The following is a 23,525-nucleotide window of genomic DNA, read 5'->3' as shown; positions in this document are numbered from 1 at the left end:
GACATCAATCAACAGACTTCAGAGTTTCAATCAATGCCCATGCCGATGATGCACATCCGGAAAATGCGCATGACTGTGCCGCATCGGCGTGTGCACATGCGGATGGCTATGCGGCTCCACCCCATCCCACTCAAACCCATGCGTATGTTGATGATGCTCATCGTGTGTATGCCGATGATCATGCTCAAGCGGTTCGTGCTGATGCTCATGAACATGGTTTTCCATCAGATGAATCCATACCCCCACCGCCATTAACGCCGCTGCGAGCAGAAACATCAGCGATATCGACTCGCCGAGCAGCAGAATCGAGATGCCTGCGCCGAGAAACGGTGCGGTGGAAAAGTAGGCGCCGGTGCGTGCGCTGCCGAGGCCGCGCAGGGCGAGGACGAACATTACCAGGCTGACGCCGTAGCCGAGAAAGCCGACCAGCATGATCGGCACCAGCGAGGTGGCGACGGGTAGTTGGGTGCCGATGAACAGGGCCAGTGTGCAGTTGACCAGCCCCGCCACCAGGCCTTTGCTGCCGGCGATGAACAGTGCGTCCGAGGCCGAGACTTTACGGGTCAGGTTGTTGTCGATGGCCCAGCAGAAGCAGGCGAAAGCGACGGCCAACGGGCCGCTCCAGTCTTGCGCCGAGACGGCCTCTTGTGGCCAGGACAGCACGACGCCACCGGCGACGATGGCGAGCATGCCGATCACGATTCGTCGGTCGGCATTTTCCTTGAACACCACCCACGCCAGCAGCGCCGTGAGCACTGATTCGAGGTTGAGCATCAGTGACGCGCTCGCGCCGGACGTTCGGGTCAGACCGAACATCAGCGCCACCGGCGCCAGCACTCCGCCGAAGCCGATGGCGCCGAGCAGCCATGGCCATTCACCGGTGCCGAGCCCGGAGGGCTTCCAGCCACGATCGCGGACAAAACGCAGGGCGGTCAAGCCCAGACCGCTACCGAGATAGAGCAACCCGGCCAGCAGAATCGGCGAAACCTGTACCCCCAACAGTTTGGCGAGAGGCGTACTGGCGCCAAACAGCGCCGCCGCAATCAATGCGTGGAGAACGCTCACATTCATGCTGGGATCACTCGCTGGGGCCGATGGAATACCGGCGCCCATCATCGCAAAACTCAGGTGAGAATTATGTGAACAGCTGATTCGTGTCAGCGAACATCATCTCTGGCTTGTGCTCAAATCCAGCAACATTTAATCCGCGCAATCTCTGGGCGGTCGCTCGAAGCAGGCTCTATGCTGCGAACATCGAGATGCAATGGAGTTGAAGATGAAAAGCTGGATTGCCGTAGCGCTGGCCGCGCTGATTTCCTTGTCCGTCCATGCGGCCGACGCCCCCACTGTGCGCGTCGAACCGATCGCGTTCACAACCAGTGCCGACAGCATCCAGCGCAAACAGTCGATCAAGGGGGACCAGACCGCGCAGTACACATTCAACGCCAAGGCCGGCCAGATACTGACCGTCGACTTCAAACCGTCCAACACCTCCGCTTACTTCAACATCCTCGCCAAGGGTGCGGATTACGCGCTGTTCAACGGCTCGATCATGGGCAATCACTTTCTCGGTCCACTGCCCGGCGATGGCGAGTACACGGTTCAGGTCTACCTCATGCGCAACGCCGCCCGGCGTAATGAAGTGGCCAAGTACGATTTGTCTCTGAAGCTGGTTAATAACGATGCTGGATCTGGCACGAGGACAAAGTGACGGAGTTCAGAAGTGACATCGCTCAGTGTCGCCGGCAGATAAACCCCTGAACCACTTCTACACTCACACCGCCCCCACTGCCACGACGAGCCCCCATGACCACCCTCCAAACCCGCATGAAGCAAGGCAAGGACGCCCGCAAGAAATGCTCGCGCAGCGCCCACGCCACCACCGGAAAGATGAACCGCGATCCGATCCCGCTGATCAAGGCCTCCAGTCAGGGCCGCGTCGCCTCGCTGGTGGAACTGCGTTACGGACGAATGCTGGTGTCGCCCTTCACGTTCTTCCGTGGCAATGCGCTGGTGCAGGCACGTGATCTGTCGAGCACCGAGAACATGGGGCTGGTCGGGCCGATCTGTGGGGATGCGCATTTGATGAATTTCGGCGGGTTTGCCACGCCGGAGCGCAATCTGCTGTTCAGCGTCAATGATTTCGACGAGGCGCATCCCGGGCCTTGGGAATGGGACGTGAAGCGGCTGGCTGCGAGTTTCGTGGTGGCGGCGCGGGATTTGCGCCATGGCGAGTCGGTTGAGGAAGACGTGTGTCGGCAGATGGTCGGCGCCTATCAGGCGACGATGCTGGAGTGCGCCGAGCAGAGTGCGCTGGAAACCTGGTACGAATCGATCAAGTACGAAGATTTGCTCGATCAGGCGCGCAAGAGTGCCCTGGAGCACGTGCAGCGCGCCGTCGATAAAGCCGAACGGCGCACCCACGCCGAGTTGCTGCCGAAGATCAGCGAGCGCGACGCGAATGGGCGGCTGGTCATTCGTGACGATTTGCCGGAGATTTTCCACCTGCACAAGAACACCACGCTGCTCGACGCCGATGATGACTGGTTGCGGCTGGCGGACTGGCGGCCGTTGTTCGATACGTTCATGCGTGACTATCGCACCACGCTGCAGGCTGACCGGCGGGAATTGCTCTCGCGGTTTCACGTGCAGGATCTGGCGTTCAAAGTGGTCGGCGTGGGCAGTGTCGGCACCCGCTGTTTGGTGGCGCTGCTGACCGACGATCAGGAGTTTCCGTTGTTCCTGCAGTTCAAGGAGGCGCGGCGCTCGGTACTCGCCGACTATGTGAAGGCCAAGTCCCGCACCCGTCATGAAGGCCAACGGGTGGTCGAAGGGCAGCGCTTGATGCAGTCGGCCAGCGATCTGTTTCTCGGCTGGACCACCGGTCCCAACGGTCGGCATTTCTATGTGCGGCAGTTGCGCGACATGAAGATCTCCGCCGAACTGGAAAACTTCGACGCCGACACCTTCGCCGCCTATGCCCGGGTCTGTGGCCGCGCATTGGCACGGGCGCACGCCAAAGCCTCAGGCAACGCTGCGCTGATCAGTGGTTACATCGGCAAGGGCGATGCCTTGGCCGACGCTTTGTTCAAATACGCCCGCAGTTACACCGCGCAGAACGAGCGCGACTTCGAACGCTTTCAGCAGGCCTGCCGCAAGGGCCGGCTGACGGCGCGTTCGGAAGCCGATTTCGCCGCGGATCATCTGCCCTGAAGCGTTGCAGAGCCGCCGCCACCGAGATGAATTTTTCTTCACTGCCCCCGTTCGATCAACACGGTACAGTCCGCTCGCTCATTCAAGAAACTACGGTTCGCCCGCGCTCTCCCGCGGGCTTTTTTTTGTCTGGCGTTTGCTGCCGGAGCGATACACCCAAGTGTCCTGCACGCCGCGCTGCTGCGATTGCCGCGCCTGTGGGTGAACCCTGATCAGCGCAAACCCCGCCGCTTCAGCCAGACGCTGACTGCGGCTGTTGGCCGACGATGTGGTCAGGTAAAAGGTGCACTCAGGCAGGCGCCTGACCAGTTGCTGGAGCACTTCGCGCATGTAGCCCTTGCCGGCAAACGCGCTGTTGGCCCAATAACCGACGACATAACGCTTGCGCCGACGCGGCACCAGGCCGATGCAGCCAACGACGGTTTGTCCGTCTTCAGTCACGATGAATAGGCGCCGCTCACCGGTCTCGCTAGCGAAATCATCCCTTGCTCGCAGCATGGACGACAGCGCCCGCCCCTCACTGGTGTGTTCAACCGCCCACTCGAGAAAAGGCGCATGCTCGCGGTAACTGGCGTTCAACGCCTCGCGCACCGGAGCGACCAGCGCTGGGTCCGGCGCCCGAACACGCAGCGCCAACCCGTTCACCGTCAATGCAAATTCCATTGCTTGTTCCTCCAATCCCGGAAATGCCGCAGTCGATAACCCTGTGCACTCAACCAAAGAAATTTACAGAGCGCCAGCGCGGTTTGTTTTTTTCCATCTCCTAGGCAATCCTGTCCCTCGACCCTGCCAACCGGAGCCGCCGATGTCACTGCTGAGCCTGCCCTGCGAACGCCTGACGCTCGCCATCCTCGCCCCGGAACAGGCCGAGCTGGAAAGTGACTTCTATGCACGCAACCAGCGCCATCTCGCCCCTTGGTCGCCGATTCGCACCACCGAATACTTTTCCAGCGAGCAGATTCGCCGACGCCTTGAAGTCCAGGCCAGTGCCTACGAGGCCGGGCTGGCGATGCATTTCGCTCTGTTGACGCCGGATGGCCAGCAAATGATCGGCGCGTGCAATTTCAGCGGGATCATTCGCGGAGCGTTTCAGGCCTGTTATCTGGGTTATCACATCGACCACGCGCATCAGGGCCAAGGCTTGATGCAGGAAGGTCTGGAGGCTGGCATCGGCTATATGTTCGACACGCAGAACCTGCATCGGATCATGGCCAACTACATGCCCGGTAACGAGCGCAGTGCGCGATTGCTGGAGCGTCTGGGTTTCGAGCGCGAGGGCTATGCCAAGGCTTATCTGAATATCGCCGGACGTTGGCAGGATCATGTGCTGACGGCGCTGGTCAATCCGTTGTTCGAAGCACCGGAACAGCGCTGGTCGCGCCAATTAGCGTGAGTTTCACAATTTGTTAAGCATTGGCGAAGTATGCTCAAGGCTCCTGCCCTTTCCGGTTGCCTGAAATCCATGCCGCGTGCCGCCACTTCACTGTTTCTACTCGCCGCCCTGCTGTTTTTTTTCGCTTTGGGTAACCACCAGTTGCAAGGCTCCACCGAAGCTCGGGTCGCCGGGATCGCCATGGAGATGCATCTGGACGATGACTGGGTGACGCCGCGCCTGTTCGGCGAACCGTTTCTGGAAAAACCACCGCTGAGCCTGTGGCTGGACGCCGGCGCCATGCGCGTGTTTGGTGTTTCGCCATGGGCGGTGCGGCTGGCGTCGGCGGTGGCCGGGTTGCTCAGCGTGATGCTGCTGTACGGCATGCTGCGCCGCTTCGGCCGGCCAAAAGCGGTCGCGTGGACGGCGGGGATTCTGCTGGCGACCATGGCCAGCTACTGGAGCAACGTGCGCGGGGTCGGCGAAGATGCGCTGCTGGCGCTCGGCGTGACCACGGCGCTGCTGGCGTTCTTTCAGGCACAACGCGCACCGAGCGCCGGTAACTCGCTGCTGTTTATCGTCGGGATCGCTATCGCCACTTTGAGCAAGGGTGTGCTCGGTCTGGCGATGCCGGGGGTGGTGATTTTCGCCTACCTGCTGGCTGATAACCTGATCGACAAACGCCTGAAGATCGGCGCCTGGCTGCGTCCTGGCCTGCTCACGGCAGTGGGCCTGATTCCGTTGCTGATCTGGCTCGCCGTGCTTTACCAGCGCGGTGGTTCGCACGCCGTCGCTGAAGTGCTGCTGACCAACAGCGTCGGGCGCTTCAGCGGCTCGTTCGTCGAGGCCGGGCATTATGAGCCGTTCTATTACTATCTGGCCAAACTGCCGGAAGCGTTTCTGCCTTGGAACATTCTGGTGTACCTGGGCCTATGGCATTTCCGCAAGGATCTGAAGGCCAACCGTTACCTGCTGTTTTTCAGCCTGTGGATCGTTGCGCAGTTCATCATGCTGACCCTGGCCTCAAGCAAGCGCACGGTCTACCTGATGTCGATGACCCCGGCGGCGGCGGTGATTGCCGCCGAGTATGCGCGCGTGCTCTTCGAGCGCTTGCAGGCCCGCGAAACCGTCGACCGCTTTATCGGAAAAGTCGCCCGTCATCGTCAGGCAATTGCTGCCGGCTTGCTCACGGTGGTGATCGCCAGCTACCTCGGCGCCGCGCAGTGGGCACTGCCCAACGCCGACAAGGAGTTGTCGTTCCTGCCGTTGACCGAACACATTCAGAGCTTGCAGGCCAACGGTCAGCAGGTCGCACTGTTCCAGGCCAATGAACGGGTCGGCGGCGCCAGCGTGTTCTACACCCAAAGCGTGCTCAAGGGGCTGGATACTGACGCGCAACTGCACGACTTCCTCAGCGCTTCCCCCTCGAACGTCGCGGTGATCTCGGCAGACAGCGAACCCGCCGCACCACTCAAAGTGCTCAAGACCATGATGGTCGGGCGTCAGGCGTATTACTTCGTCGGCTACTGACGTCCTTCGCACCAGACAATAAAAAACCCGCCGTCACTGGCGGGTTTTGTTTGCGCTGAAGCTTGGCAAACGTCAGTTCATCGGGTGCTCACGGAGTGCCAGTCGGAGGCTTCGATGAAGCCAAGCACCCGCGGGTCTGCTTTGTTTGCGGCAGACACAAACAGTGAGGAACCGTAGCCAGGGTCAGAAACCGGTGTATTCAAGTCCTTTTCCAGCTCCGCCATGCATTCGCTGTGGGTCACCAGGATCAGATTGCGCCCGGGGAGCTTGTGCGCCAGCGCTTCCTGCAGGATGTGGCCCTTGCAGCTGATTAGCCAATCTTCGCCGCTGGCCGCGCGGTTGAACATGTAACCGGCGGTCTGCACCGTGCGCAGCATCGGGCTGTTGTAGATGTCAGCGTTATTCAGGCCCAGATGCTCAAACTGTGCACCGACACCGACCGCAACACTGCGCGAGCGGTCGGTGATGCCGTCGTCGCCACTCAGGCACGGCGCCGGCGAGTGATCGCAGCGCTCGACGTGACGCACCAGCACAATCATGTCGCCCTTGGCCCACCCGGCCGCCAGCGCGCGGGCTCCGGACACATTGCCATGGGCCAGATCCGGCACCGCCGCCGGGGCGAGCAGCCACAGTGTCAGCGGAATCACCAGCAGCGACGCGCCGAGCACCACCCAGGTATTGCGATAGCGGGCCAATCCGCTCAGGGAAATCGAGCGTTTGACGCCGAACAGACTCAGTCTCAACTCCACATCGGGCCGCCTCGTCGGCATGCATCACAGTCAATACGATGCGGCGAGAGTAAGGAAGCGGGCGTAAGTGGCGAGTGAAACGCATGTGAAAAAAGTCTTGAAGCGCCCTTGTTACAAATTCCGTAGGACAAAAACCTTTCAGCTCTCGTGTTTGCGGCCGATACAGACCTGCTAACACCCTTGCTGGCTCAAAAAAACAACAATCTTCCAGCCTGACCGACGATCAAGTAGCTCTACGTTCCTGGAGGAATTGTGATGAATAGCTGGTTCGGCAACATCAGCGTGAACATGAAATTGGGCCTGGGCTTCGGCCTGGTCCTGGCCCTGACCTGCGTGCTGGCCCTGACGGGCTGGACCAGCCTCGGCGGCCTGATTGACCGCAGCAACTGGATGAGCGACATCACCCAGCTCAATGCCGGCCTGACCAAGCTGCGCGTGGTCCGCCTGCAATACATGCTGACCAACGGCGACGAAACCGCCGCGCAGAATGTACAAACCACCCTCGAAAGCTTCGCCGCGCAACAACAGGCGCTGATCAACAAGTTCAAGAGCCCGGAAAACGTCAAACTGCTGAAAGAGCAGGCCGCGACTATCGCCGAATACCAGACCTCGCTGAACAAGATGCGCAACGCCTACCGCACCGGCAACAGCGCCCGCGACGTGATGGGCACTAACGCCGACACCGCTTACAACCTGATCGAAACGATCAGCAAGCGCGTGCAGCAAATGGACATGAGCGAGCAGCGCTTCGAGCAGTTCCAGGCCATCACCCAGGCCAAGGAAGCGTTCATCCTGGCGCGCTATGAAGTGCGCGGCTACACCGCCACCACCAACGCCGAAACCGAGCAGAAAGCCGTCGGCCAACTGGACGCGGCGATTGCCAGCCTCAAGCAACTGAACGTGCATTTCGCCGCCACCCAGCAAGACGCCCTGCGTCAGCTGGAAACCGCCCTGAGCAACTACCGCAGCGCGTTGCAGGCCTACAAGAACGCCAACAGTGAAGCGGTGCAGGCGCGTAAAGAGATGACCGATCAGGGCACCGCGATCGTCAACACCAGCGAGCAGCTGTACCAGATCCAGCTCGACCGCCGTGACATCGAAAGCGCCCAGGCCCGTACCTTCCAGCTGATCAGCACCCTGCTGGCGCTGTTGGTCGGCGTGATTGCCGCGGTGATCATCACCCGTCAGATCACCCGTCCGCTGCAGGAAACCCTGGCCGTTGTCGAGCGCATCGCCAGCGGTGACCTGACCCAGAACGTCACCGTCACCCGCCGCGACGAACTCGGCGTGCTGCAACAAGGCATCGCGCGCATGGGCGTGACCCTGCGCGACCTGATCAGCGGCATCCGCGACGGCGTCACCCAGATCGCCAGCGCCGCCGAAGAACTCTCGGCCGTGACCGAGCAGACCAGCGCCGGTGTCAACAGCCAGAAGGTCGAGACCGACCAGGTGGCCACCGCCATGCACGAGATGACCGCCACTGTGCAGGAAGTCGCGCGCAACGCCGAAGAAGCCTCGCAAGCCGCAGCCGCCGCTGACGGCGAAGCCCGTGAAGGCGACAAAGTGGTCAACGAAGCCATCGCGCAGATCGAACGTCTGGCCAGCGAAGTGGTGCGTTCCACCGAAGCCATGAGCGTGCTGCAACAGGAAAGCGACAAGATCGGCAGCGTCATGGACGTGATCAAAGCCGTGGCCGAACAGACCAACCTGCTCGCGCTCAACGCCGCGATCGAAGCGGCGCGTGCCGGTGAAGCCGGTCGTGGGTTTGCCGTGGTCGCCGACGAAGTCCGTGGTCTGGCCCAGCGCACGCAGAAATCCACCGAAGAAATCGAAGGTCTGGTCGCCGGACTGCAGAACGGCACCCAGCAAGTGGCGGCGGTGATGAACAACAGCCGAGCCCTGACCGACAGCAGCGTGGCCCTGACCCGCAAGGCTGGCGACTCCCTGGAGAACATCACCCGCACGGTGTCGAACATCCAGTCGATGAACCAGCAGATCGCCGCCGCGGCCGAGCAGCAAAGCGCCGTGGCCGAAGAAATCAGCCGCAGCATCATCAACGTGCGCGACGTGTCGGAACAGACCGCCGCGGCCAGTGATGAAACCGCCGCGTCCAGCGTTGAACTGGCGCGCCTGGGCGGTCAGTTGCAGCAGATGGTCAGCCACTTCCGCGTCTGATCTTCAGTCAGCGCCAAAGGGTAAATCCAATCGCGGGCAAGCCCGCTCCCACAGGTAACGAGTCGAACACAAAATTGTGAACGACCGAAAAACCTGTGGGAGCGGGCTTGCCCGCGATTGCGTCAGCCCGACCACCCTGATGTCCCAGACAACTCGCCTTCGTGTAGGAGCTGCCGCAGGCTGCGATCTTTTGATCTTGTTTTTAAAATCAAAGTCAAAAGATCGCAGCCTGCGGCAGCTCCTACAGGGGTTGCGTTGGATCAGCAGGCCGGTGCGCGTGTTGCCTGACTCTAGCGTGTCCCGCGCTGGCGCAACGCCGAGGGCATGAAATACGCGTCTTCCGGCACCGGTTGCGAGAAGTCCACGGTGGAGGCTTCTTCGTTATCGAGGTTCTGCACGTAGTAACGGCGGGCCTGCAGGTCGTGGAACACGTCCAGTGCGCTCCAGGTGGTCGGCAGGTCGTAGAAGTTTTTCAGGTAGGCCATCGACACCCGCCACAACTCCCCTCGCCCATCGTATTGATCAACCAGCGCCGCGCCCCAGCTGTCCTCGTCGAGGAACAGCACGCGCTTGGAATAGATATGCCGCGCGCCCGGTTTCAGGTTGCCTTCAACAACCCACACGCGGTGCAGTTCGTAGCGGGTGAATTGCGGGTTGAGGTGGCCGGGGGTCAGCAGTTGGGCGTACTTCACGTCGGGGCTGCCGACCTTGTAGTTGTTGTAGGGAATGTAGATTTCCTGCTTGCCCTTGAGCTTCCAGTCGTAGCGGTCCGGCGAGCCGTTGAACAGGTCGGTATCGTCCGCCGTGCGCAGGCCATCGGATGAGGCGATCGGCGTGTCATATGCCAGGTTCGGCGCGCGGCGCACACGGCGTTGGCCGGCATCGTAGACCCAGGCCTGACGCGGGTCCTTGAGCTGATCGAGCATCTCGTGCACCAGCGCCGCACCGCCGGCCAGCCGCGCCGGACTTTTCACGAAGGCGAGGTAGTAGAACAGGATGTTTTTCAGGTCGGCATACTGCCCGCCCGGACGGTAGAAGTTGAACAGCGCTTCCTGCTGCGAGGTCACCAGCGCAAAGCTGCCGTTGCGCTGCACCGGGGCTTCGGACGCGCGACGTACCACGTAGATTCCGCGATAACGGGTGATGTGGTTCCACAGCACTTCGATGCCGTCCTTGGGCACCGGGAACGGTACGCCGCCGTAGGCATCGGCGAATCCGCTGCCGCCCTCCAGCAGCTTGGCCGAGGTCGCGTTCTTCAGGGTGTTGTCATACAGCCACTGCGGCGCCGAACCCGAGCGACGCGACGGGTAGACCGGCATCTGGAACGTGTCCGGGTAGCTGTTAAACAGCGCAATCTGACCGGGGCTGAGGTGGGCCTTGTACTGGTCGAGATTGGCCTTGGTAATGGTGAACAACGGCTTGTCCGCCGCATATGGATCCGGGTGATGTTGGCCCGGTTTGTAGCCGGCGGGCGCCTGGGTGATGCCGCCGGTCCAGGCCGGAATGGTGCCGGCGGCGTTGCCCGCGCGCTCGGCGCCCATAGGCGTGAGGGTAGTTTTCAGTTGTTCGGCTTGTTGTGGGGTGATGGCGGCGAGGGCGCTGCCGGCGGTGAGGCCCAGAACCAGCGCCAGCATGGTTTTGCTGAATCGTGATGCGTAAAACATGATCGATCTCCGAGATGGGAGTGAGGTCTGAGAATCACCGCAAGTCCCTTGTAGGAGTGAGCCTGCTCGCGATAGCGGTGTGTCAGACAACATTTACCGCGACTGAAAATCCGCTATCGCGAGCAGGCTCACTCCTACAAGGGGGTGCGCCTGTGTTCTGGATATCAAAGAAAATACTTGAGATTGAACCCGACGTTGTCGCGGTCGCGAATCCCGTTGTTCTGTCCGCCGCCCCAGAAGTTGGTGTATTGCACCTCGGCTTCGAGCTTGTTCTGGTAGTTGGCCTTGATCCCCAGGGTGTAGGCCTTACGCCCGTCGATGGTGTTGCCGGCCTGATAGCTGTTGCCCTTGAAGTCGTCCTTGTAGACGACGTAAGGCGACACGTTGACCCCGGCGTACACGTCGTTCCAGGTGCCGTTGAACATCACCGTGTAGCTGTAGGAGTTGCGGTTGACCTGATCATCACGATCACCGCCGGAGACATAAGAGGTGTTGCCGGTACCGGCGTAATAACGCGTGCTGCCGTCGTAGGCGGTGTATTGCAGACTGCTGCCGCGCAGGTGTTCGGAGGCCAGTTCGAAGATGCCGAACATCGAGTCGAACGACAGCGTCGGGCCGAAGTTGTAGATGCTGCCCAGCGAGGTGTTGAACGCCTCGACGCGCTCGGCGTTGTTGATCTCGCTGTCTAGCGTGACCATCTGCCCGCCAACGTTGACGGGCTTGCCGGTCACCGCTACAGCGGCACCGTTGGCCAGATCGCCGATCAAGTCGTTAGTCGCGGCGATGCCGATCGGCAGGTTCGGCCGGTAGGCAATCTCGCCGAACACCGAGGCCTGGCCCAAAGTGGTATTGAAGCTGAAACCGTACATGCGGATGTCTTCGGCATAGCGCCGATGCGCCTGAATATTGCCCATCACGTCGGCTGTCGCCAGACCATTCGCCAGCGCCCCAGCCTGACTGCCAGCGACGCTGGAGAGCATGTTGGTCAGGGCATTCATGTCGATGCCTTTGTAGCCACCGAGGTCAGCGGCGATGGTCGGCTCCTTGGCGTGGTAGTTGACCAGATACAGGCCGAACTCGGTGCTGTTGAGCTCCTCGGCGATGTAGCGAAACGCAAAGCCAAACTGACCATCGTTGCGCGCGTTGTAGTCCTTGCCGATCGACGCCACTTTCAGCGTATTGCCGTAGGCCGGCGTAACGCCGTTGGCGTACAGGCCAGTGGTCTGCAAAACCGGACTGAGCAACGGGTTGTTGCCCAATGCGCTGTACAGGCCGATGACGTTGCCAAAGCCCGGCACCGGCGTATCAAGCGCAGTGCCGCTGAAGTTGTTGTAACCGGTGTTGCCGCCATCGGCGAACAGGTCGGTCTGCGAGTAGAAAGTGCCGACCGGGTCGATGCGGGTTTCCTTCCAGTTGGTCTGGTAGAAGCTCTCCAGGGTCAGCGAATCGCTGAGGCCAATGTTGAAGCTCACGGCCTCCACCGGCATCAGCACTTCCTTGACTTCGGCGCCCGGCAAGCGGTACTTGGCGGCGTCCACCGGGTTGGTGGTGTTGATCCCGCCGCGATAGAAAATCCCCTCGCCCCAGTTGAACACCTGACGCCCGACCCGCGCGGTGACCGGCATCTGCGCCACGTCCCAGTTGCCGTAGACATAGGCGTCGAGCATCTCGATCCGGCTGCCGGCGATGTCGCGGGTCTGGCTGGTGAAGCGGTCGTCCTGCGGGTAGCTCTGGCTCGGCTGCGACGGGTTGTTGTTGCGGTAGTAATCGTTGCGTTTGTCCATCAACTGGGTGTCGTAGAACGCCGTGCCGCGCAGGAACATCCCGTAGTTCTGGTAGTTGGCTTCCAGCTCCGAAGTGATCTTGTACACCTCGGAAACCAATCCGGTGTCGAAGTTGCGATTGCCGTCGTTGGTGTTGACGTCATCGTTGTTCTTGTCGCGGCCCTGCACCCGCCACAAACGCCCATAGGAAAGGGTCGTGTCAATCGAGCCGGTGACTTGATTGTCCAGCACGCTGAACTCCGCAGCCTGCAGCGCATCCACCGCGCAGAGTTGCAGCAGCCCTGCCAGGCCGACACCGGGAAGTGCCACGCCGGTGAGGCGCAATCGAGTGTTGATCATGGGTTCCTCCTTCCTTGTTCTTATTGTTTTTTTGCGTGGCCGCGATGGCTACGGTGCCAGCCCCGCACGGACATAAATCCGGCTGTGCGCGCCGAAATGCCCGAGCAGTTTGAACAGCTGCTGATTGAGTGCCGGATGCTCGAAGGTCTCGCGCTGCACCTGATTGCCGCTGCTGAAATCACTGGTCACCGGGGCCGTCTCCAGCCATCGACCGATGGCTTCATCGAACGCCGCCGAGTCTTCGACCGACTCGGCGCTGACCACGTCGCGCAAGTAGCCCACCGAGTACGGCGGATACTGTTGGTCTTGAGCGACATCGGCGTAGGCCGCGAGCATCGGATGCGCCTGACCGGCACGTAGCACGCGGCGCAACCAGGTCGATTGATACTTCTCGATTTCCATATGGCGGGTGGCGACCCGTTCGATCGAGGCTTTTTTATCGTCGGCAAAACCGGCCAGCGCCTTGCCTTCCAGCAACAACAGACTCGGCAGTTCGACCCCGGGCAATGGCTTGGCGTGATAAGGCTGGGTCAGGTCCTGCACGTGGTGCACGCCCCATCCGAGAAAGCGGTAACCCCAGTAAGGATGGCCAGAGGCGAACGCCAGACGCGCCAGCCCCAGGTACTGATAGGCGCGCCAATCCGGCCAACTGCGCTGAAGAAATCCGGCAGCGGCATACACCACCGCGCTCTCATGGAAGAAGCCCATGTGGAACGGCGCCTGCGAGCTGTACTGAAACCGCGCGTCGCCGAACGGCTGCGGGCCGAAGCCATACAGCGCGCCGACCTCGCCGGGGTTGTCGCTGAACAGGTTGATGTCGTGGCCGTAATCCGGCTCATCGGCAGCGCTGGCCAGCACCGCCAGCGGCGCAACTTTTTCGCCATCGGCCACGCGAATGAAACGCTGACGATTCCATGGCGAAAGCGTCTGTTCGACCATCACCTGATCGGCACTGAGATGTTCGCGCTCGGGCAGGTCTTGACCCGGCAACGGCTGAATGACCATCGCCAGATGAATGCGCGGATTGAGCCGCAACGCGGTGAGAAAGTCGTGGCGCAGATCGTCACTCGGTACGGCGGGCAGCTTCAGATTGTCGGGGCGCGGCGGGTATTGGGTGAAGTGTTCACGGGCGAAGTTTTCCTGTTGTTCCAGCAGTGCGACCACGGCCGGATATTGCTCGACAAGAAAGCGCTCCAGCGGCTCGACTTCGACCGGCGGCGCATCGCGCAGCGCCGGCAGTTCCTGCAACGCCACATAGCTGCCCACCGTGTGGTTCGACCAGCCCCACGCCGTCGGGGCCATTGCACAAAGCAGCAACAGGAGAAATGTCAACTTCATTGCTTTTAATTCTTATTGGAGGTGCTGTGGGGGTTGAGCCTAACAACCGCCCCCGGCGCTGACACTGTCCGATCTCACCAGAAAAAGTCTCCGATAGCGCCATGTGCGAATCACCACGCCCCCTGTAGGAGTGAGCCTGCTCGCGATGGCGGTGTGTCAGTCAAACAGGTGCAAGCTGACACACCGCCTTCGCGAGCAAGCCCGCTCCCACAGGGGATTTCTGGTGTCTGGTCAGGCGGGGTAACCGGTGATTTTGCGGATGCTCTGATACAACGGTTTGAGCTGGCGATACATGCGCAGGTACACCTCGTTGTACAAACGCTCATAGACCTGCTGCGCCTCGGGCTGCGGCGTGAACACCGTGCCCACTCGCGTCATCGCAGCGATCGCCGTGGGGAAATCCGCATACAAGCCCAACCCCACCGCACAACAGATCGCCGCGCCCAGCCCGGACGCTTCGTACACATGCGGGCGCTCCGCCGGCAGGCCAAAAATATTCGCCGTAAGTTGCATCGCCGCATCACTTTGCGAACCGCCACCGGCCACCCGCAGACGCTTGACCGACACCTTCGAACGCCTCTCGATGTTCTCCAGGCCCTGGCGCAACGCATACGCCAGCCCTTCCAGAATCGCCCGGTAAATATGCGCGCGGGTGTGCACGTCGCCGAAGCCGATCATCGCGCCTTTGGCTTCGACGCCCGGCTCACGAATCCCCGGCGACCAATACGGTTGCAGCATCAGCCCCATCGATCCCGGCGGCACCGCGTTCACCAGCGCATCGAAGAGTTGCTCAGGTTCAATGCCCTGCTCTTGCGCCTGCTGCATTTCACGCAGGCCGAACTCGTTCTTGAACCAGCTGACCATCCAGTAACCGCGATAAATCATCACCTCGCAGTTGTACTGATCCGGCACCGCCGAGGGGTACGGCGGGATCAGCGGGACGATTTCCAGATAGCGCGAGCGGGTGCTGGTGATCGTCGCGGTGGTGCCGTAGGACAGGCACACCGTACTCGCATCGACCACGCCGGAACCGACCACTTCGCAGGCCTTGTCGGCGCCCGCGGCGATCAGCGGCAGCCCCTCGGGAATCCCCGTGTGGCGGCTCGCTTCGGCGCTGATGTAGCCAAGGGTTTCGCCGGGTTTGTGCAAGGTCGGCAATTGCTCGGGACGCACCGCCAGCGCCTGCCATTTCCAGTCACTGGGTGCAGCCCATTTCAGGCGTTTGAAGTCGAACGGCAAATAGCCGACGCAGCAACCCACCGAGTCGACAAAGCGCCCACACAAACGATGGGTGAGAAACCCCGAGAGCAGCAAAAACTTGTCGGTCGCCGCCCATACTTCAGGCTGGTGTCTGGCGATCCAGTTGGCCTCGGCCTGAGCGCGAAAATAATCCACGGTGGCCTGCGCGCCGACCAGTTTGAACAGCCAGCCCCACGGCCCCTTGATCCCGCCCTCGACTTCGCTCTGGCGCTGATCGAGCCACAGAATGGCCGGGCGCAGTGGCTTGCCCTGAGCATCGACGTTTATCACCGTGCCGCGCTGAGTGGTCAGCGACACCCCGGCAATCTGCGAGCGATCAATCCCGGTTTGCGCCCATACCTGCTGACAGGCTTCGCCGAGTTTCGCCCAGTAATATTCCGGGTCCTGTTCGGCCCAGCCCGGTTGCGTCGAGTAGTACGCCTGCAACTCGACCTTGCCTTTACCGAGCAGATTGCCCTGCAAATCGAAGAGCAATGCGCGCACGCTCTGGGTGCCGTTGTCGATCGCCAGCAGGTAGCGCTTGTTCGCGTGGTTATCCATGGCGCTCTCTTCAAGGGGCATCAAGGCGTGGCATCCGGCAGACCGTGATGGCGTTGCCACAACGCCCGGTAACGCTGCAGCTCTTGCTGCCAGTGTGCATCGTCCCAGCCCAGTCTTGGCTGGCAGAGTTGGCGGATGGCAGCGAAATATTCTTCACCACCGCGCGCCAGCAACAGTCCCAGACGGGTACGACGTAGCAATAGATCATCGAGGTGCAGCACCATTTCCGCCTCACAGGCGAAGGCCAGTTCTGCCCACAAGGTGTCGGTGTTGCCGACCGTCTCGTGACCCAACTCGGCGATCAACTGCGCCAGTCGCGGCAGATCGCGGCCGTGCCTGCCGGCCAGACGTCGCCCCTGTTGCGGGCTGAGTCCGGGGATCGGCAGTGGCGCTACAGCGGCAAAAACCGCTGCGCCGTCATCTTCGAAATCGCGGCCAAGCATGTCGGCGCAGGCCTTGAGCACTTCGATGGCTTGCGGGCGAAACGTCGTCAGTTTGCCGCCGGCCAGGGTGACGCAACCCGGCTCCTGCCACAGCACATGCTCACGGGTTTCATTCGACGGCTTGCCTTGCTGTTCACCCGCCGCGCTGCCGACCACCGGACGCACGCCGGACCAGGTCGACAGCACATCGCTCGCCGTCACTTCGGCACCTGGAAATTGTTGCGTGCAGGCCGCCAGCAGATAGTCGAGTTCGTCAGCGCTGATGCTCGCGCTCTGGTCCAGATTCTCGCGATGATCGAGGTCGGTGGTGCCGACCACCGTCGCCCCTTCCCACGGAAAAACGAACACCGGCCGACGGTCGCGCGCATGCAGAAACGTGAAGGCCTGCGCCACCGGCAAGCGCCAGCCCGGCAACAGCAGATGGCTGCCGCGCAATGGCCGCAACTGTCGTGGCGCCTCGGGCAAACGCAGGCGCTCAGCCCACGCCCCGGTCGCCACCGCCAGCACGCCGCAACGCAATTGCAGCGATCCACCCGCTTCGCAGTCCTCTATCTGCACCCCACACACCCGACCGTTTTCGCGCAGCAAATGTTCGACGCGCACCCCGTTGAACACCGCCGCGCCATCGGCCCGCGCTTCGTGCAACACGCGCATCACCAGCCGTGCGTCATCGGTCAGCGCATCGACAAAACAGGTGCCGCCGAGCAGGTGATTTTCCTTCACCCCCGGCGCCAGAAAACGCAATTGCTGCGCGTCATGAAAACGATGGCTGCGGCGTCCCGCCAACGCGTCGTACACCGACAACAAGCCACCGAACACACGCGGCCCGGGAAAGCCACCGCGATAGTGCGGCATCATGAAACTCATCGGCTCCACCAGTCCCGGCGCTTCGTCGAGCAGACGCTGACGCTCGCGCACCGAATCGCGGGTCAGGCGCCACTGGCCCTTGGCGATGTAACGCAAACCGCCATGGACCATTTTCGACGATCGGCTGGAGGTGCCCCAGGCGAAATCCCGTTGCTCCAACAACAGACAACGCCAGCCGCGCCGCGCCGCTTCGCGCAGGATGCCGGCACCGCTGATACCGCCGCCGATGACGATCAGATCCCAGCTTGCGTCGGCCAATGTCGGCAAGGTTTGCTGGCGCCACGCGGCGTTCCAGTCCGGGTGCATGATCGTCACTCCTGCATCAGCGTGCCGGGGTTGAGGCGCCCGGCCGGATCGAAGTGCCTGCTCAGCGCCTGCAAGGTATCCATCGCCAGCGCGCCTTTTTCGCGCGGCAGGTACGGCGCATGATCCTTGCCGACCCCATGCTGGTGGCTGATGGTGCCGTGGTTGTCGACGATGGTCTGGCTGGCCGCGTGCTTGAGTGCCTGCCAGCGCGCCAGCGTCGCCGGGTAATCCGCCGCCGGGCGAAACACGTAGGTGGTGTAGATGCTCGAGCCTTCGCCGTAAACGTGGGACAGATGGGTGAACACGTGCACCCGCTCGCCCTGCGCTGCCAAGGCATCGCGCAGGCTGTTTTCGATCAGGTTGAGCAGGTGGTCGACGTTGCTCCAGTCGGTGGCGGTTTCCAGGGTGTCGACCACGTAGCCGGCGTTCCACAGGTTCTCGCGCAGGTAGGGGAAACGGAAGCGGTTCTGCGCCCATTTCTTGCCAAGCAAGGTGCCGGTGAACACGCCACCGAAGGCTTTCAGATGCCGGCGGGCCTGGCTCAGCGACAGCGCGTTTTGCCGACGGTTGCCGGTCACGCCGAAGGTCAGCAGGCATTTGCCTTCACCGGCACCGCGCAGGCTCAGGTACTTTTCCAGCCAGGCGATTTGCTGCGGATGCCCAGACAGCGCCAGTTGGGTTTCGGTCTCCACCGCGTTCGACAGGCGCAGCATCGACAGCGGCACCCGCGCCTGGGCCAATTGGCGAATCGCTTGCAGCGCCTTGCTCCAACTGGGCAGGAACACTCCGTAAAAACGCTCATCGGCCGGCAGCGGACTGACCCGCACTTTGACCTCGGAAATGATTCCGAAACGACCCTCACAACCGAGCACCACTTCGCGCAGATCAGGCCCCGCCGCCGAGGCTGGGAACGTCGGAATTTCCAACGGCCCGGCGAAAGTTTCCAGGGTGCCGCCAGCGAACAATTGCTCGATGCGCCCGTAGCGCAACGACTGCTGACCGCTGGAGCGACTGGCCACCCAACCGCCCAGCGTCGACAACTCCCACGACTGCGGGAAATGCCCCAGCGTATAGCCGCGAGCGCGCAGCTGACTTTCCACCTGCGGGCCACTGGCGCCGGGGCCGAACGTCGCCAGTTGGCTCTGCTCGTCGAGGTCGATCAGGCGATTCATCCGCGCCAGCGACACGGTCACCACCGGTCGCGTCGAATCCGGCGGGTTGATGTGCCCGGCCACCGAAGTGCCGCCGCCGTAGGGAATCAGGCACAGGTCCTGCTCCTGGGCGAGGGCCAGCAACTGGCGGATCTGTTCGGCAGTTTCGGGAAACGCCACCGCGTCGGGATAGTTACCCAGCGCACCTTCGCGCAACGCCAGCCAATCCGGCAGGCTCTGGCCCCGGGCGTGCAGCAGACGGTCATGGGCGTCGACGCTGTACAAGGTGTGCGCCACCAGCCGCGAGAGCGGCACCCGCGCCAATGCCGCGTCCAGCGTGGCATCGGGCAACACCTGCCCGGCCCCCAGTCGTTCATGGAGAAACCTCGCGCCCTGGGCCGGCAGTTCGACCACCGTGGTTGCATCTCCCCAGCCGTTCCAGCGTCGCATGCGTGTGTCCTTCTTATGCAGTCTGATCAGTGATGTGGCAGGCCTCCATACTAGTCAGCGGCCAAAAAGTGTCACGGTCGCATCCGGCCAGTTCGAGTAGCCAATTGAGTCAAACGTCGCGCAAGTGCCAGCCATTTACTTTAGTCGGGGTTTCAAATTACCTTTCAGGCATTCATTCGCTCACGCAGGCCTTGATCAAGGGATTCGGATCATGCAATCGCTCGGCTTCACCTCGGTTCCGCCGCTGCTCAAATACGTGCGCCATGCCGAGCAACTGGGCATGGCCATCGAGCCGGCGTTGGCGGCAGCCGGATTGCAGGCGCAGCAACTGAGCGACAACAGCCTGCGCCTGCCGGGCGAAACCCATGAACGCCTGCTCGATTATTTCTGCGAGCACTCGGGCGATCCGCTGTTTGGTCTCAACGCGGCCAATTTCGTCCTGCCCAATTCCTGGAGCGTGCTCGGTTACATCACCATGAACTGCGCGACCCTGGGCGATGCCATGAGCCGGATCATGCCGTTCGAAAAACTGGTGGGCGACATGGGCGTCAGCCGCGCCGAAGTGCAGGACGGTCATGTACACCTGATCTGGACTTGCCGCTACGAGCGTCCGCGGATTCGCCGGCATCTGGTGGAAAACGTCCTCGGCTCCTGGCTGCAATATGCACGCTGGATCGCCGACACGCAGATGTCGCCCGCCGCCGTGTGGCTGGAACATCCGCGTCCTGCTGACACCACACAAGCCCAGTACGAAGCTTTTTTCGATTGCCCGGTGCTGTTCGAGCAGGCCTATTCAGCGCTGATCGTGCCGTTGGCGTATCTGCAATTACCGCTGCGCCAGGCCGATGCGCAATTGCTGCGTACGCTGGAAGAACACGCGATGGGCTTGATGGCGACGCTGGAGGATGCATCGCTGGAACAACGGGTCAAAAGCATCCTGCGCCAGTTGCTCAAGGAAGGCTTGCCGCGCAAGGAACAGGTGGCCGAGCAGCTCGCGGTGTCGGTGCGCACGTTGCAGCGCCAGTTGCATCAGGCGGGGACGTCGTATCAGCAGATTCTTGATGATTTGCGTCAGGAGCTGGCGGAGCATTACTTGCTCAACAGCACGTTGCCGATTCAGGACATTGCGCAGTATCTGGGGTTTACCGAACCGCGGTCGTTTCATCGTACGTTCAAGAGCCGGCGCGGGATGCCGCCCGGGGAGTTTCGGCAGATGCATCGGGGATGACGGGACTGGCCTCTTCGCGAGCAAGCCCGCTCCCACAGGGGATTTGTGTCGTACACAAAATCTGCATTCACTGAAGATCCACTGTGGGAGCGGGCTTGCTCGCGAAGGCGCCAGTCGCCTCACCTCAATCCGACAGACAAATCCTCCGCTCCTGTAGTGCAATAAACACTTTCCAGCACGCCTGTTTAAAGACACTCAGTGTTACGCCCTACTGCCTACAATTCCTTGCGCCGCTACCTACGGCTAAGCCAGAATCCGCCGGCTTGTGCGCCCCGGAGGCCGTCGGTAACTTGAGTCCGTCACTGATTTCCAGTGATCGGGTTTAGTAGCCCGAGGTTTTTGGGGCGTATCGCTCATCAGACAGTCAGGTCTTTGCCTGAACGTTATGGTGGTTGTGCGCAGGGCGCCCTCGGGCGCGCCGGTTTCCCAGATCCCCGGTCTACTAACCTGCGCACGGCTGCCTCCATTTCTTTTAGTAGGGAAACGGTGGCCAGCCCTCAATGAGGATCTGGCAAATGTTCAAAGTTACACCCAACCCGCCGCCCACCGACGCGGCCTCCCCCTACGAATCCCCCGAATCAAGGAAATTCCACGAAGCCGCCGAGCGCGCCCTCGACCACTACCTCGGCCCACCGAGGCCCGCGATCATGGCCACCCCGTACCAGCCCAATCGTCTCTACATGGCCAACCCGGCCAGCGGCACCGAACCGTTGCTGGCCGACGCCAGCGAAACCCTGGGCTCGGCCACCGTGATGCTCAACGACTTCGCCGGCCTGCTTGAAGGCTCACACCGCAAGACCCTGCAAGGCATCGCTCAGGTGGTGATGGTGGCGGAAATCGCCGTCAATCGGGTGCTGGATCAGTTAGTGCCAACCGAGTAACGAAAAAGCCCGCGGCAAAACCTTAGTGGTTTGGCAGCGGGCTTTTTTGTATGGCGTGAATCTTTTTCCCTCACCCCAACCCTCTCCCGGAGGGAGAGGGGGCCGATCGAGGGATGCTCGCGAGACACACCGACCTGAAAATACTGCTGTGAATGCACAATCGCAGCGGATCATTCAGGTCGATGTACAGCGCAAGACACCTCGGTCAGTCCCCTCTCCCTCCGGGAGAGGGTTAGGGTGAGGGGCTCTTCTCAGCTCAAACACTGATCGCGTTGGTAAACACCAACCGATTACCAAACGGATCAGCAATCGTCATGTCCTGACTGCCCCACGGCATCGCCTGAATCTGTGGGTGCGAGAACTTGTAATCCTTGGCTTGCAACTGCTGCTGAAAAGCCTCCAGTTCGTCGGTCTCGATACGCAACGCCGAACCCGGCGTCGCATCGCCATGATGCTCGGACAGGTGCAGCACGCACTCACCACGGGACACCTGCAGATACAGCGGGAAGTTCGCTTCGAAACGATGCTGCCAGTCGATCTTGAAGCCGAGGAAGTCGACGTAAAATTCCAACGCCTTGGCTTCATCGAAGATCCGCAGGATCGGGGTGGTTTTGCCGAAGCTCATGGGGTGCTCCCTGACTGGTTGGCCCAAGCGTTTAGCTGGGCTGGATGTCAGCAATTCGGCTTGGTTTCGACATTCTTTAATCTCAGAGTGCCACTATGAGACGTAGATCAAAAGATCGCAGCCTTCGGCAGCTCCTACAGGGGCTTGGCAATCAATGAAACCCTTCGCGCAAATCCCCGTTCCTCGCCAGAAATCGTCCTTTTCGACGACCATTCGCCTGCCCATCGCGATAACTCAACACGCCATTGACCCACACCCCATCAATCCCCTGCGCCGCCCGCTGCGGATCAGTGAAATCTGCCACATCGCGCACCGTCGCCGGATCAAACAGCACCAGATCCGCCCAGTGCCCCTCACGAATCTCGCCACGCCCTTTCAAGCCAAACCGCGCCGCCGACAGGCCGGTCATCTTGTGTACCGCCGTGTGCAGCGGAAACAGCCCGAGATCGCGACTGAAATGGCCGAGCACTCGTGGGAAAGCGCCCCACAGGCGTGGATGCGGGAATGGGTCTTCCGGCAGTCCGTCAGAGCCGACCATCGACAGCGGATGCGCGAGGATTTTTCGTACATCCGCCTCGTCCATGCCGTAGTACACCGCGCCCGCCGGTTGCAGGGACTTGGCGGCTTCGAGCAGTGGCACGTTCCATTCGGCGGCGATGTCGATCAGGTCGCGACCGCTGACTTCGGGGTGCGGCGTCGACCAGGTGATGGTGATGCGGTGGGCGTCGGTGACTTGCTTCAGATCCAGCGTCGAAGAACTCGCCGCGTAGGGATAGCAATCGCAGCCCACGTGCTGGGTTTTCGCCGCTGCTTCCAGCGATGCGAGCAACTGCGGACTACGCCCCCAGTTGCCGACACCGGCGCATTTGAGGTGGGAAATGATCACCGGGGATTGTGAGTGACGGCCGATGCTGAACGCTTCCTCCATCGCCTCCAGCACCGGCTCGAACTCACTGCGCAGGTGGGTGGTGTACACCGCGCCAAATGCGGTCAGTTCTTCGGTCAGTTGCTTCACTTCGTCGGTGGAGGCGTTAAAGGCGCTGGCGTAGGCCAGGCCTGTGGATAAACCGAGCGCGCCGGCTTCAAGGCTTTCACGCAGTTGCTCACGCATGGCGGCGATTTCGTCTGGCGTGGCAGTGCGAAACAGGTCGTCGAGGTGATTGCTGCGCAGCGCGGTGTGGCCGACCAGTGCGGCGACGTTCAGCGTGGTGTTCGCCGCTTCGACGGCGGCGCGGTAATCGCTGAAGCGCGGATAGACGAACGCCGCTGCGCTGCCGAGCAGGTTCATCGGGTCCGGCGGATTGCCTTTCAAACTCACCGGCGAGGCGCTGATCCCACAGTTGCCGACAATCACCGTGGTCACGCCCTGGCTGAGCTTGGGCAGCATCTGCGGCTGGCGGATGACCACGGTGTCGTCGTGGGTGTGCACGTCGATGAAACCCGGGGCGAGCACGCGGCCGGCGGCGTCGATTTCTTCAACGGCGTGGGCATCGCGCAGGTCGCCGATACGCTCGATACAGCCATTGAGAATCGCCACATCGGCGCGGTAGCCGGGGGTGTTGCTGCCATCGATGACGGTGGCGTTGCGGATCAGCGTGTCGTACAGCATG

Annotated in this window: 18 protein-coding genes and 1 pseudogene; 8 read left to right on the top strand and 11 right to left on the bottom strand. The window is 61.7% G+C overall.

Annotation, left to right across the window (positions count from 1 at the left end; genetic code table 11):
* Nucleotides 1-30 precede the first annotated feature (30 nt).
* Nucleotides 31-1,071 (bottom strand): DMT family transporter, encoded by a 1,041-nt coding sequence (locus ACOYXI_RS23140; protein WP_210559112.1) that lies wholly within the window; start codon nucleotides 1,069-1,071, stop codon nucleotides 31-33.
* A 205-nt stretch (nucleotides 1,072-1,276) separates the two neighbouring features.
* On the opposite strand from ACOYXI_RS23140, the gene ACOYXI_RS23135 reads away from it, so the two are divergent.
* Both ACOYXI_RS23135 and ACOYXI_RS23130 read left to right on the top strand, forming a co-directional pair.
* Entirely contained in the window at nucleotides 1,277-1,711 is a 435-nt protein-coding gene (locus ACOYXI_RS23135; RefSeq protein ID WP_098967134.1) for a hypothetical protein, read from the top strand.
* Between the two features lie 95 nt (nucleotides 1,712-1,806).
* Nucleotides 1,807-3,213, top strand: coding sequence for a DUF2252 domain-containing protein (locus ACOYXI_RS23130; RefSeq protein ID WP_225137476.1), 1,407 nt, complete (start codon nucleotides 1,807-1,809; stop codon nucleotides 3,211-3,213).
* A gap of 90 nt (nucleotides 3,214-3,303) precedes the next feature.
* Here the strand turns inward: ACOYXI_RS23130 and ACOYXI_RS23125 are convergent, their stop codons facing one another.
* On the bottom strand, nucleotides 3,304-3,876 hold the full coding sequence (locus ACOYXI_RS23125; RefSeq protein WP_461675346.1) for a GNAT family N-acetyltransferase: 573 nt from the start codon (nucleotides 3,874-3,876) through the stop codon (nucleotides 3,304-3,306).
* A 142-nt stretch (nucleotides 3,877-4,018) separates the two neighbouring features.
* Between ACOYXI_RS23125 and rimJ the strand changes: the two genes are divergently transcribed.
* Together rimJ and ACOYXI_RS23115 are read left to right on the top strand one after the other, a co-directional pair.
* Complete coding sequence (gene rimJ, locus ACOYXI_RS23120) at nucleotides 4,019-4,606, top strand: ribosomal protein S5-alanine N-acetyltransferase (protein ID WP_461675345.1); 588 nt, start codon at nucleotides 4,019-4,021, stop codon at nucleotides 4,604-4,606.
* Nucleotides 4,607-4,636: 30 nt separating this feature from the next.
* Nucleotides 4,637-6,115 carry an ArnT family glycosyltransferase gene (locus ACOYXI_RS23115; protein ID WP_461675344.1) on the top strand — a complete coding sequence of 493 codons (1,479 nt, stop codon included), beginning with the start codon at nucleotides 4,637-4,639 and terminating at the stop codon, nucleotides 6,113-6,115.
* Nucleotides 6,116-6,192: 77 nt separating this feature from the next.
* Here ACOYXI_RS23115 and pmrG read toward each other — a convergent pair whose 3' ends face one another.
* The gene (gene pmrG / locus ACOYXI_RS23110; protein ID WP_098967127.1) at nucleotides 6,193-6,864 is read right to left on the bottom strand and encodes a lipopolysaccharide core heptose(II)-phosphate phosphatase PmrG; all 672 of its coding nucleotides are present in this window, start codon (nucleotides 6,862-6,864) and stop codon (nucleotides 6,193-6,195) included.
* 255 nt (nucleotides 6,865-7,119) lie between these two features.
* Here pmrG and ACOYXI_RS23105 point away from each other — a divergent pair.
* Nucleotides 7,120-8,133 (top strand): annotated as a pseudogene (locus ACOYXI_RS23105) (methyl-accepting chemotaxis protein); the annotation flags it as partial.
* Nucleotides 8,134-8,175: 42 nt separating this feature from the next.
* Nucleotides 8,176-9,039, top strand: a complete 864-nt coding sequence (locus ACOYXI_RS23100; RefSeq protein ID WP_371260362.1) for a methyl-accepting chemotaxis protein — start codon at nucleotides 8,176-8,178, stop codon at nucleotides 9,037-9,039.
* Between the two features lie 290 nt (nucleotides 9,040-9,329).
* On the opposite strand, the gene ACOYXI_RS23095 is transcribed toward ACOYXI_RS23100, so the two are convergent.
* From ACOYXI_RS23095 to ACOYXI_RS23070, 6 genes are all read right to left on the bottom strand, one after another.
* Nucleotides 9,330-10,703: a DUF1329 domain-containing protein gene (locus tag ACOYXI_RS23095; protein ID WP_098967121.1), complete on the bottom strand. Its 1,374-nt coding sequence runs from the start codon at nucleotides 10,701-10,703 to the stop codon at nucleotides 9,330-9,332.
* Nucleotides 10,704-10,867: 164 nt separating this feature from the next.
* Complete coding sequence (locus tag ACOYXI_RS23090; protein WP_134785397.1) at nucleotides 10,868-12,826, bottom strand: DUF1302 domain-containing protein; 1,959 nt, start codon at nucleotides 12,824-12,826, stop codon at nucleotides 10,868-10,870.
* A gap of 48 nt (nucleotides 12,827-12,874) precedes the next feature.
* Complete coding sequence (locus ACOYXI_RS23085; RefSeq protein ID WP_461675343.1) at nucleotides 12,875-14,164, bottom strand: phospholipase; 1,290 nt, start codon at nucleotides 14,162-14,164, stop codon at nucleotides 12,875-12,877.
* A 231-nt stretch (nucleotides 14,165-14,395) separates the two neighbouring features.
* Nucleotides 14,396-15,964, bottom strand: a complete 1,569-nt coding sequence (locus tag ACOYXI_RS23080) for an FGGY-family carbohydrate kinase (protein WP_461675342.1) — start codon at nucleotides 15,962-15,964, stop codon at nucleotides 14,396-14,398.
* Between the two features lie 20 nt (nucleotides 15,965-15,984).
* Nucleotides 15,985-17,580: a glycerol-3-phosphate dehydrogenase/oxidase gene (locus ACOYXI_RS23075; protein WP_461675341.1), complete on the bottom strand. Its 1,596-nt coding sequence runs from the start codon at nucleotides 17,578-17,580 to the stop codon at nucleotides 15,985-15,987.
* A gap of 5 nt (nucleotides 17,581-17,585) precedes the next feature.
* Nucleotides 17,586-19,181, bottom strand: a complete 1,596-nt coding sequence (locus ACOYXI_RS23070) for an FAD-binding oxidoreductase (protein ID WP_461675340.1) — start codon at nucleotides 19,179-19,181, stop codon at nucleotides 17,586-17,588.
* A gap of 211 nt (nucleotides 19,182-19,392) precedes the next feature.
* On the opposite strand from ACOYXI_RS23070, the gene gliR reads away from it, so the two are divergent.
* Together gliR and ACOYXI_RS23060 are read left to right on the top strand one after the other, a co-directional pair.
* Nucleotides 19,393-20,409 carry an AraC family transcriptional regulator GliR gene (gene gliR / locus ACOYXI_RS23065; RefSeq protein WP_098967111.1) on the top strand — a complete coding sequence of 339 codons (1,017 nt, stop codon included), beginning with the start codon at nucleotides 19,393-19,395 and terminating at the stop codon, nucleotides 20,407-20,409.
* Between the two features lie 515 nt (nucleotides 20,410-20,924).
* A complete protein-coding gene (locus tag ACOYXI_RS23060) occupies nucleotides 20,925-21,290 on the top strand; it encodes a DUF6124 family protein (protein WP_098967109.1) in 366 nt (121 codons plus the stop codon).
* Between the two features lie 256 nt (nucleotides 21,291-21,546).
* Here ACOYXI_RS23060 and ACOYXI_RS23055 read toward each other — a convergent pair whose 3' ends face one another.
* On the bottom strand, nucleotides 21,547-21,915 hold the full coding sequence (locus ACOYXI_RS23055) for a glyoxalase superfamily protein (RefSeq protein WP_041066674.1): 369 nt from the start codon (nucleotides 21,913-21,915) through the stop codon (nucleotides 21,547-21,549).
* A 151-nt stretch (nucleotides 21,916-22,066) separates the two neighbouring features.
* The gene (locus tag ACOYXI_RS23050; RefSeq protein ID WP_461675339.1) at nucleotides 22,067-23,524 is read right to left on the bottom strand and encodes an N-acyl-D-amino-acid deacylase family protein; all 1,458 of its coding nucleotides are present in this window, start codon (nucleotides 23,522-23,524) and stop codon (nucleotides 22,067-22,069) included.
* Nucleotide 23,525: the final 1 nt, after the last annotated feature.

The organism is Pseudomonas sp. G3-19, assembly GCF_054855875.1.
The sequence above is the reverse complement of the archived record's forward strand: the minus strand, read 5'-3'. Positions and strand labels throughout refer to the sequence as shown.

What these genes read in the sequence shown, in the direction of transcription:
- ACOYXI_RS23140 (WP_210559112.1), bottom strand. Translation starts at nt 1,071, where the DNA reads ATGAATGTGAGCGTTCTCCACGCATTGATTGCGGCGGCGCTGTTTGGC.
- ACOYXI_RS23135 (WP_098967134.1), top strand. Translation starts at nt 1,277, where the DNA reads ATGAAAAGCTGGATTGCCGTAGCGCTGGCCGCGCTGATTTCCTTGTCC.
- ACOYXI_RS23130 (WP_225137476.1), top strand. Translation starts at nt 1,807, where the DNA reads ATGACCACCCTCCAAACCCGCATGAAGCAAGGCAAGGACGCCCGCAAG.
- ACOYXI_RS23125 (WP_461675346.1), bottom strand. Translation starts at nt 3,876, where the DNA reads ATGGAATTTGCATTGACGGTGAACGGGTTGGCGCTGCGTGTTCGGGCG.
- rimJ (WP_461675345.1), top strand. Translation starts at nt 4,019, where the DNA reads ATGTCACTGCTGAGCCTGCCCTGCGAACGCCTGACGCTCGCCATCCTC.
- ACOYXI_RS23115 (WP_461675344.1), top strand. Translation starts at nt 4,637, where the DNA reads ATGCTCAAGGCTCCTGCCCTTTCCGGTTGCCTGAAATCCATGCCGCGT.
- ACOYXI_RS23100 (WP_371260362.1), top strand. Translation starts at nt 8,176, where the DNA reads ATGGGCGTGACCCTGCGCGACCTGATCAGCGGCATCCGCGACGGCGTC.
- ACOYXI_RS23095 (WP_098967121.1), bottom strand. Translation starts at nt 10,703, where the DNA reads ATGTTTTACGCATCACGATTCAGCAAAACCATGCTGGCGCTGGTTCTG.
- ACOYXI_RS23090 (WP_134785397.1), bottom strand. Translation starts at nt 12,826, where the DNA reads ATGATCAACACTCGATTGCGCCTCACCGGCGTGGCACTTCCCGGTGTC.
- ACOYXI_RS23085 (WP_461675343.1), bottom strand. Translation starts at nt 14,164, where the DNA reads ATGAAGTTGACATTTCTCCTGTTGCTGCTTTGTGCAATGGCCCCGACG.
- ACOYXI_RS23080 (WP_461675342.1), bottom strand. Translation starts at nt 15,964, where the DNA reads ATGGATAACCACGCGAACAAGCGCTACCTGCTGGCGATCGACAACGGC.
- ACOYXI_RS23075 (WP_461675341.1), bottom strand. Translation starts at nt 17,580, where the DNA reads ATGCACCCGGACTGGAACGCCGCGTGGCGCCAGCAAACCTTGCCGACA.
- ACOYXI_RS23070 (WP_461675340.1), bottom strand. Translation starts at nt 19,181, where the DNA reads ATGCGACGCTGGAACGGCTGGGGAGATGCAACCACGGTGGTCGAACTG.
- gliR (WP_098967111.1), top strand. Translation starts at nt 19,393, where the DNA reads ATGCAATCGCTCGGCTTCACCTCGGTTCCGCCGCTGCTCAAATACGTG.
- ACOYXI_RS23060 (WP_098967109.1), top strand. Translation starts at nt 20,925, where the DNA reads ATGTTCAAAGTTACACCCAACCCGCCGCCCACCGACGCGGCCTCCCCC.
- ACOYXI_RS23055 (WP_041066674.1), bottom strand. Translation starts at nt 21,915, where the DNA reads ATGAGCTTCGGCAAAACCACCCCGATCCTGCGGATCTTCGATGAAGCC.
- ACOYXI_RS23050 (WP_461675339.1), bottom strand. Translation starts at nt 23,524, where the DNA reads ATGCTGTACGACACGCTGATCCGCAACGCCACCGTCATCGATGGCAGC.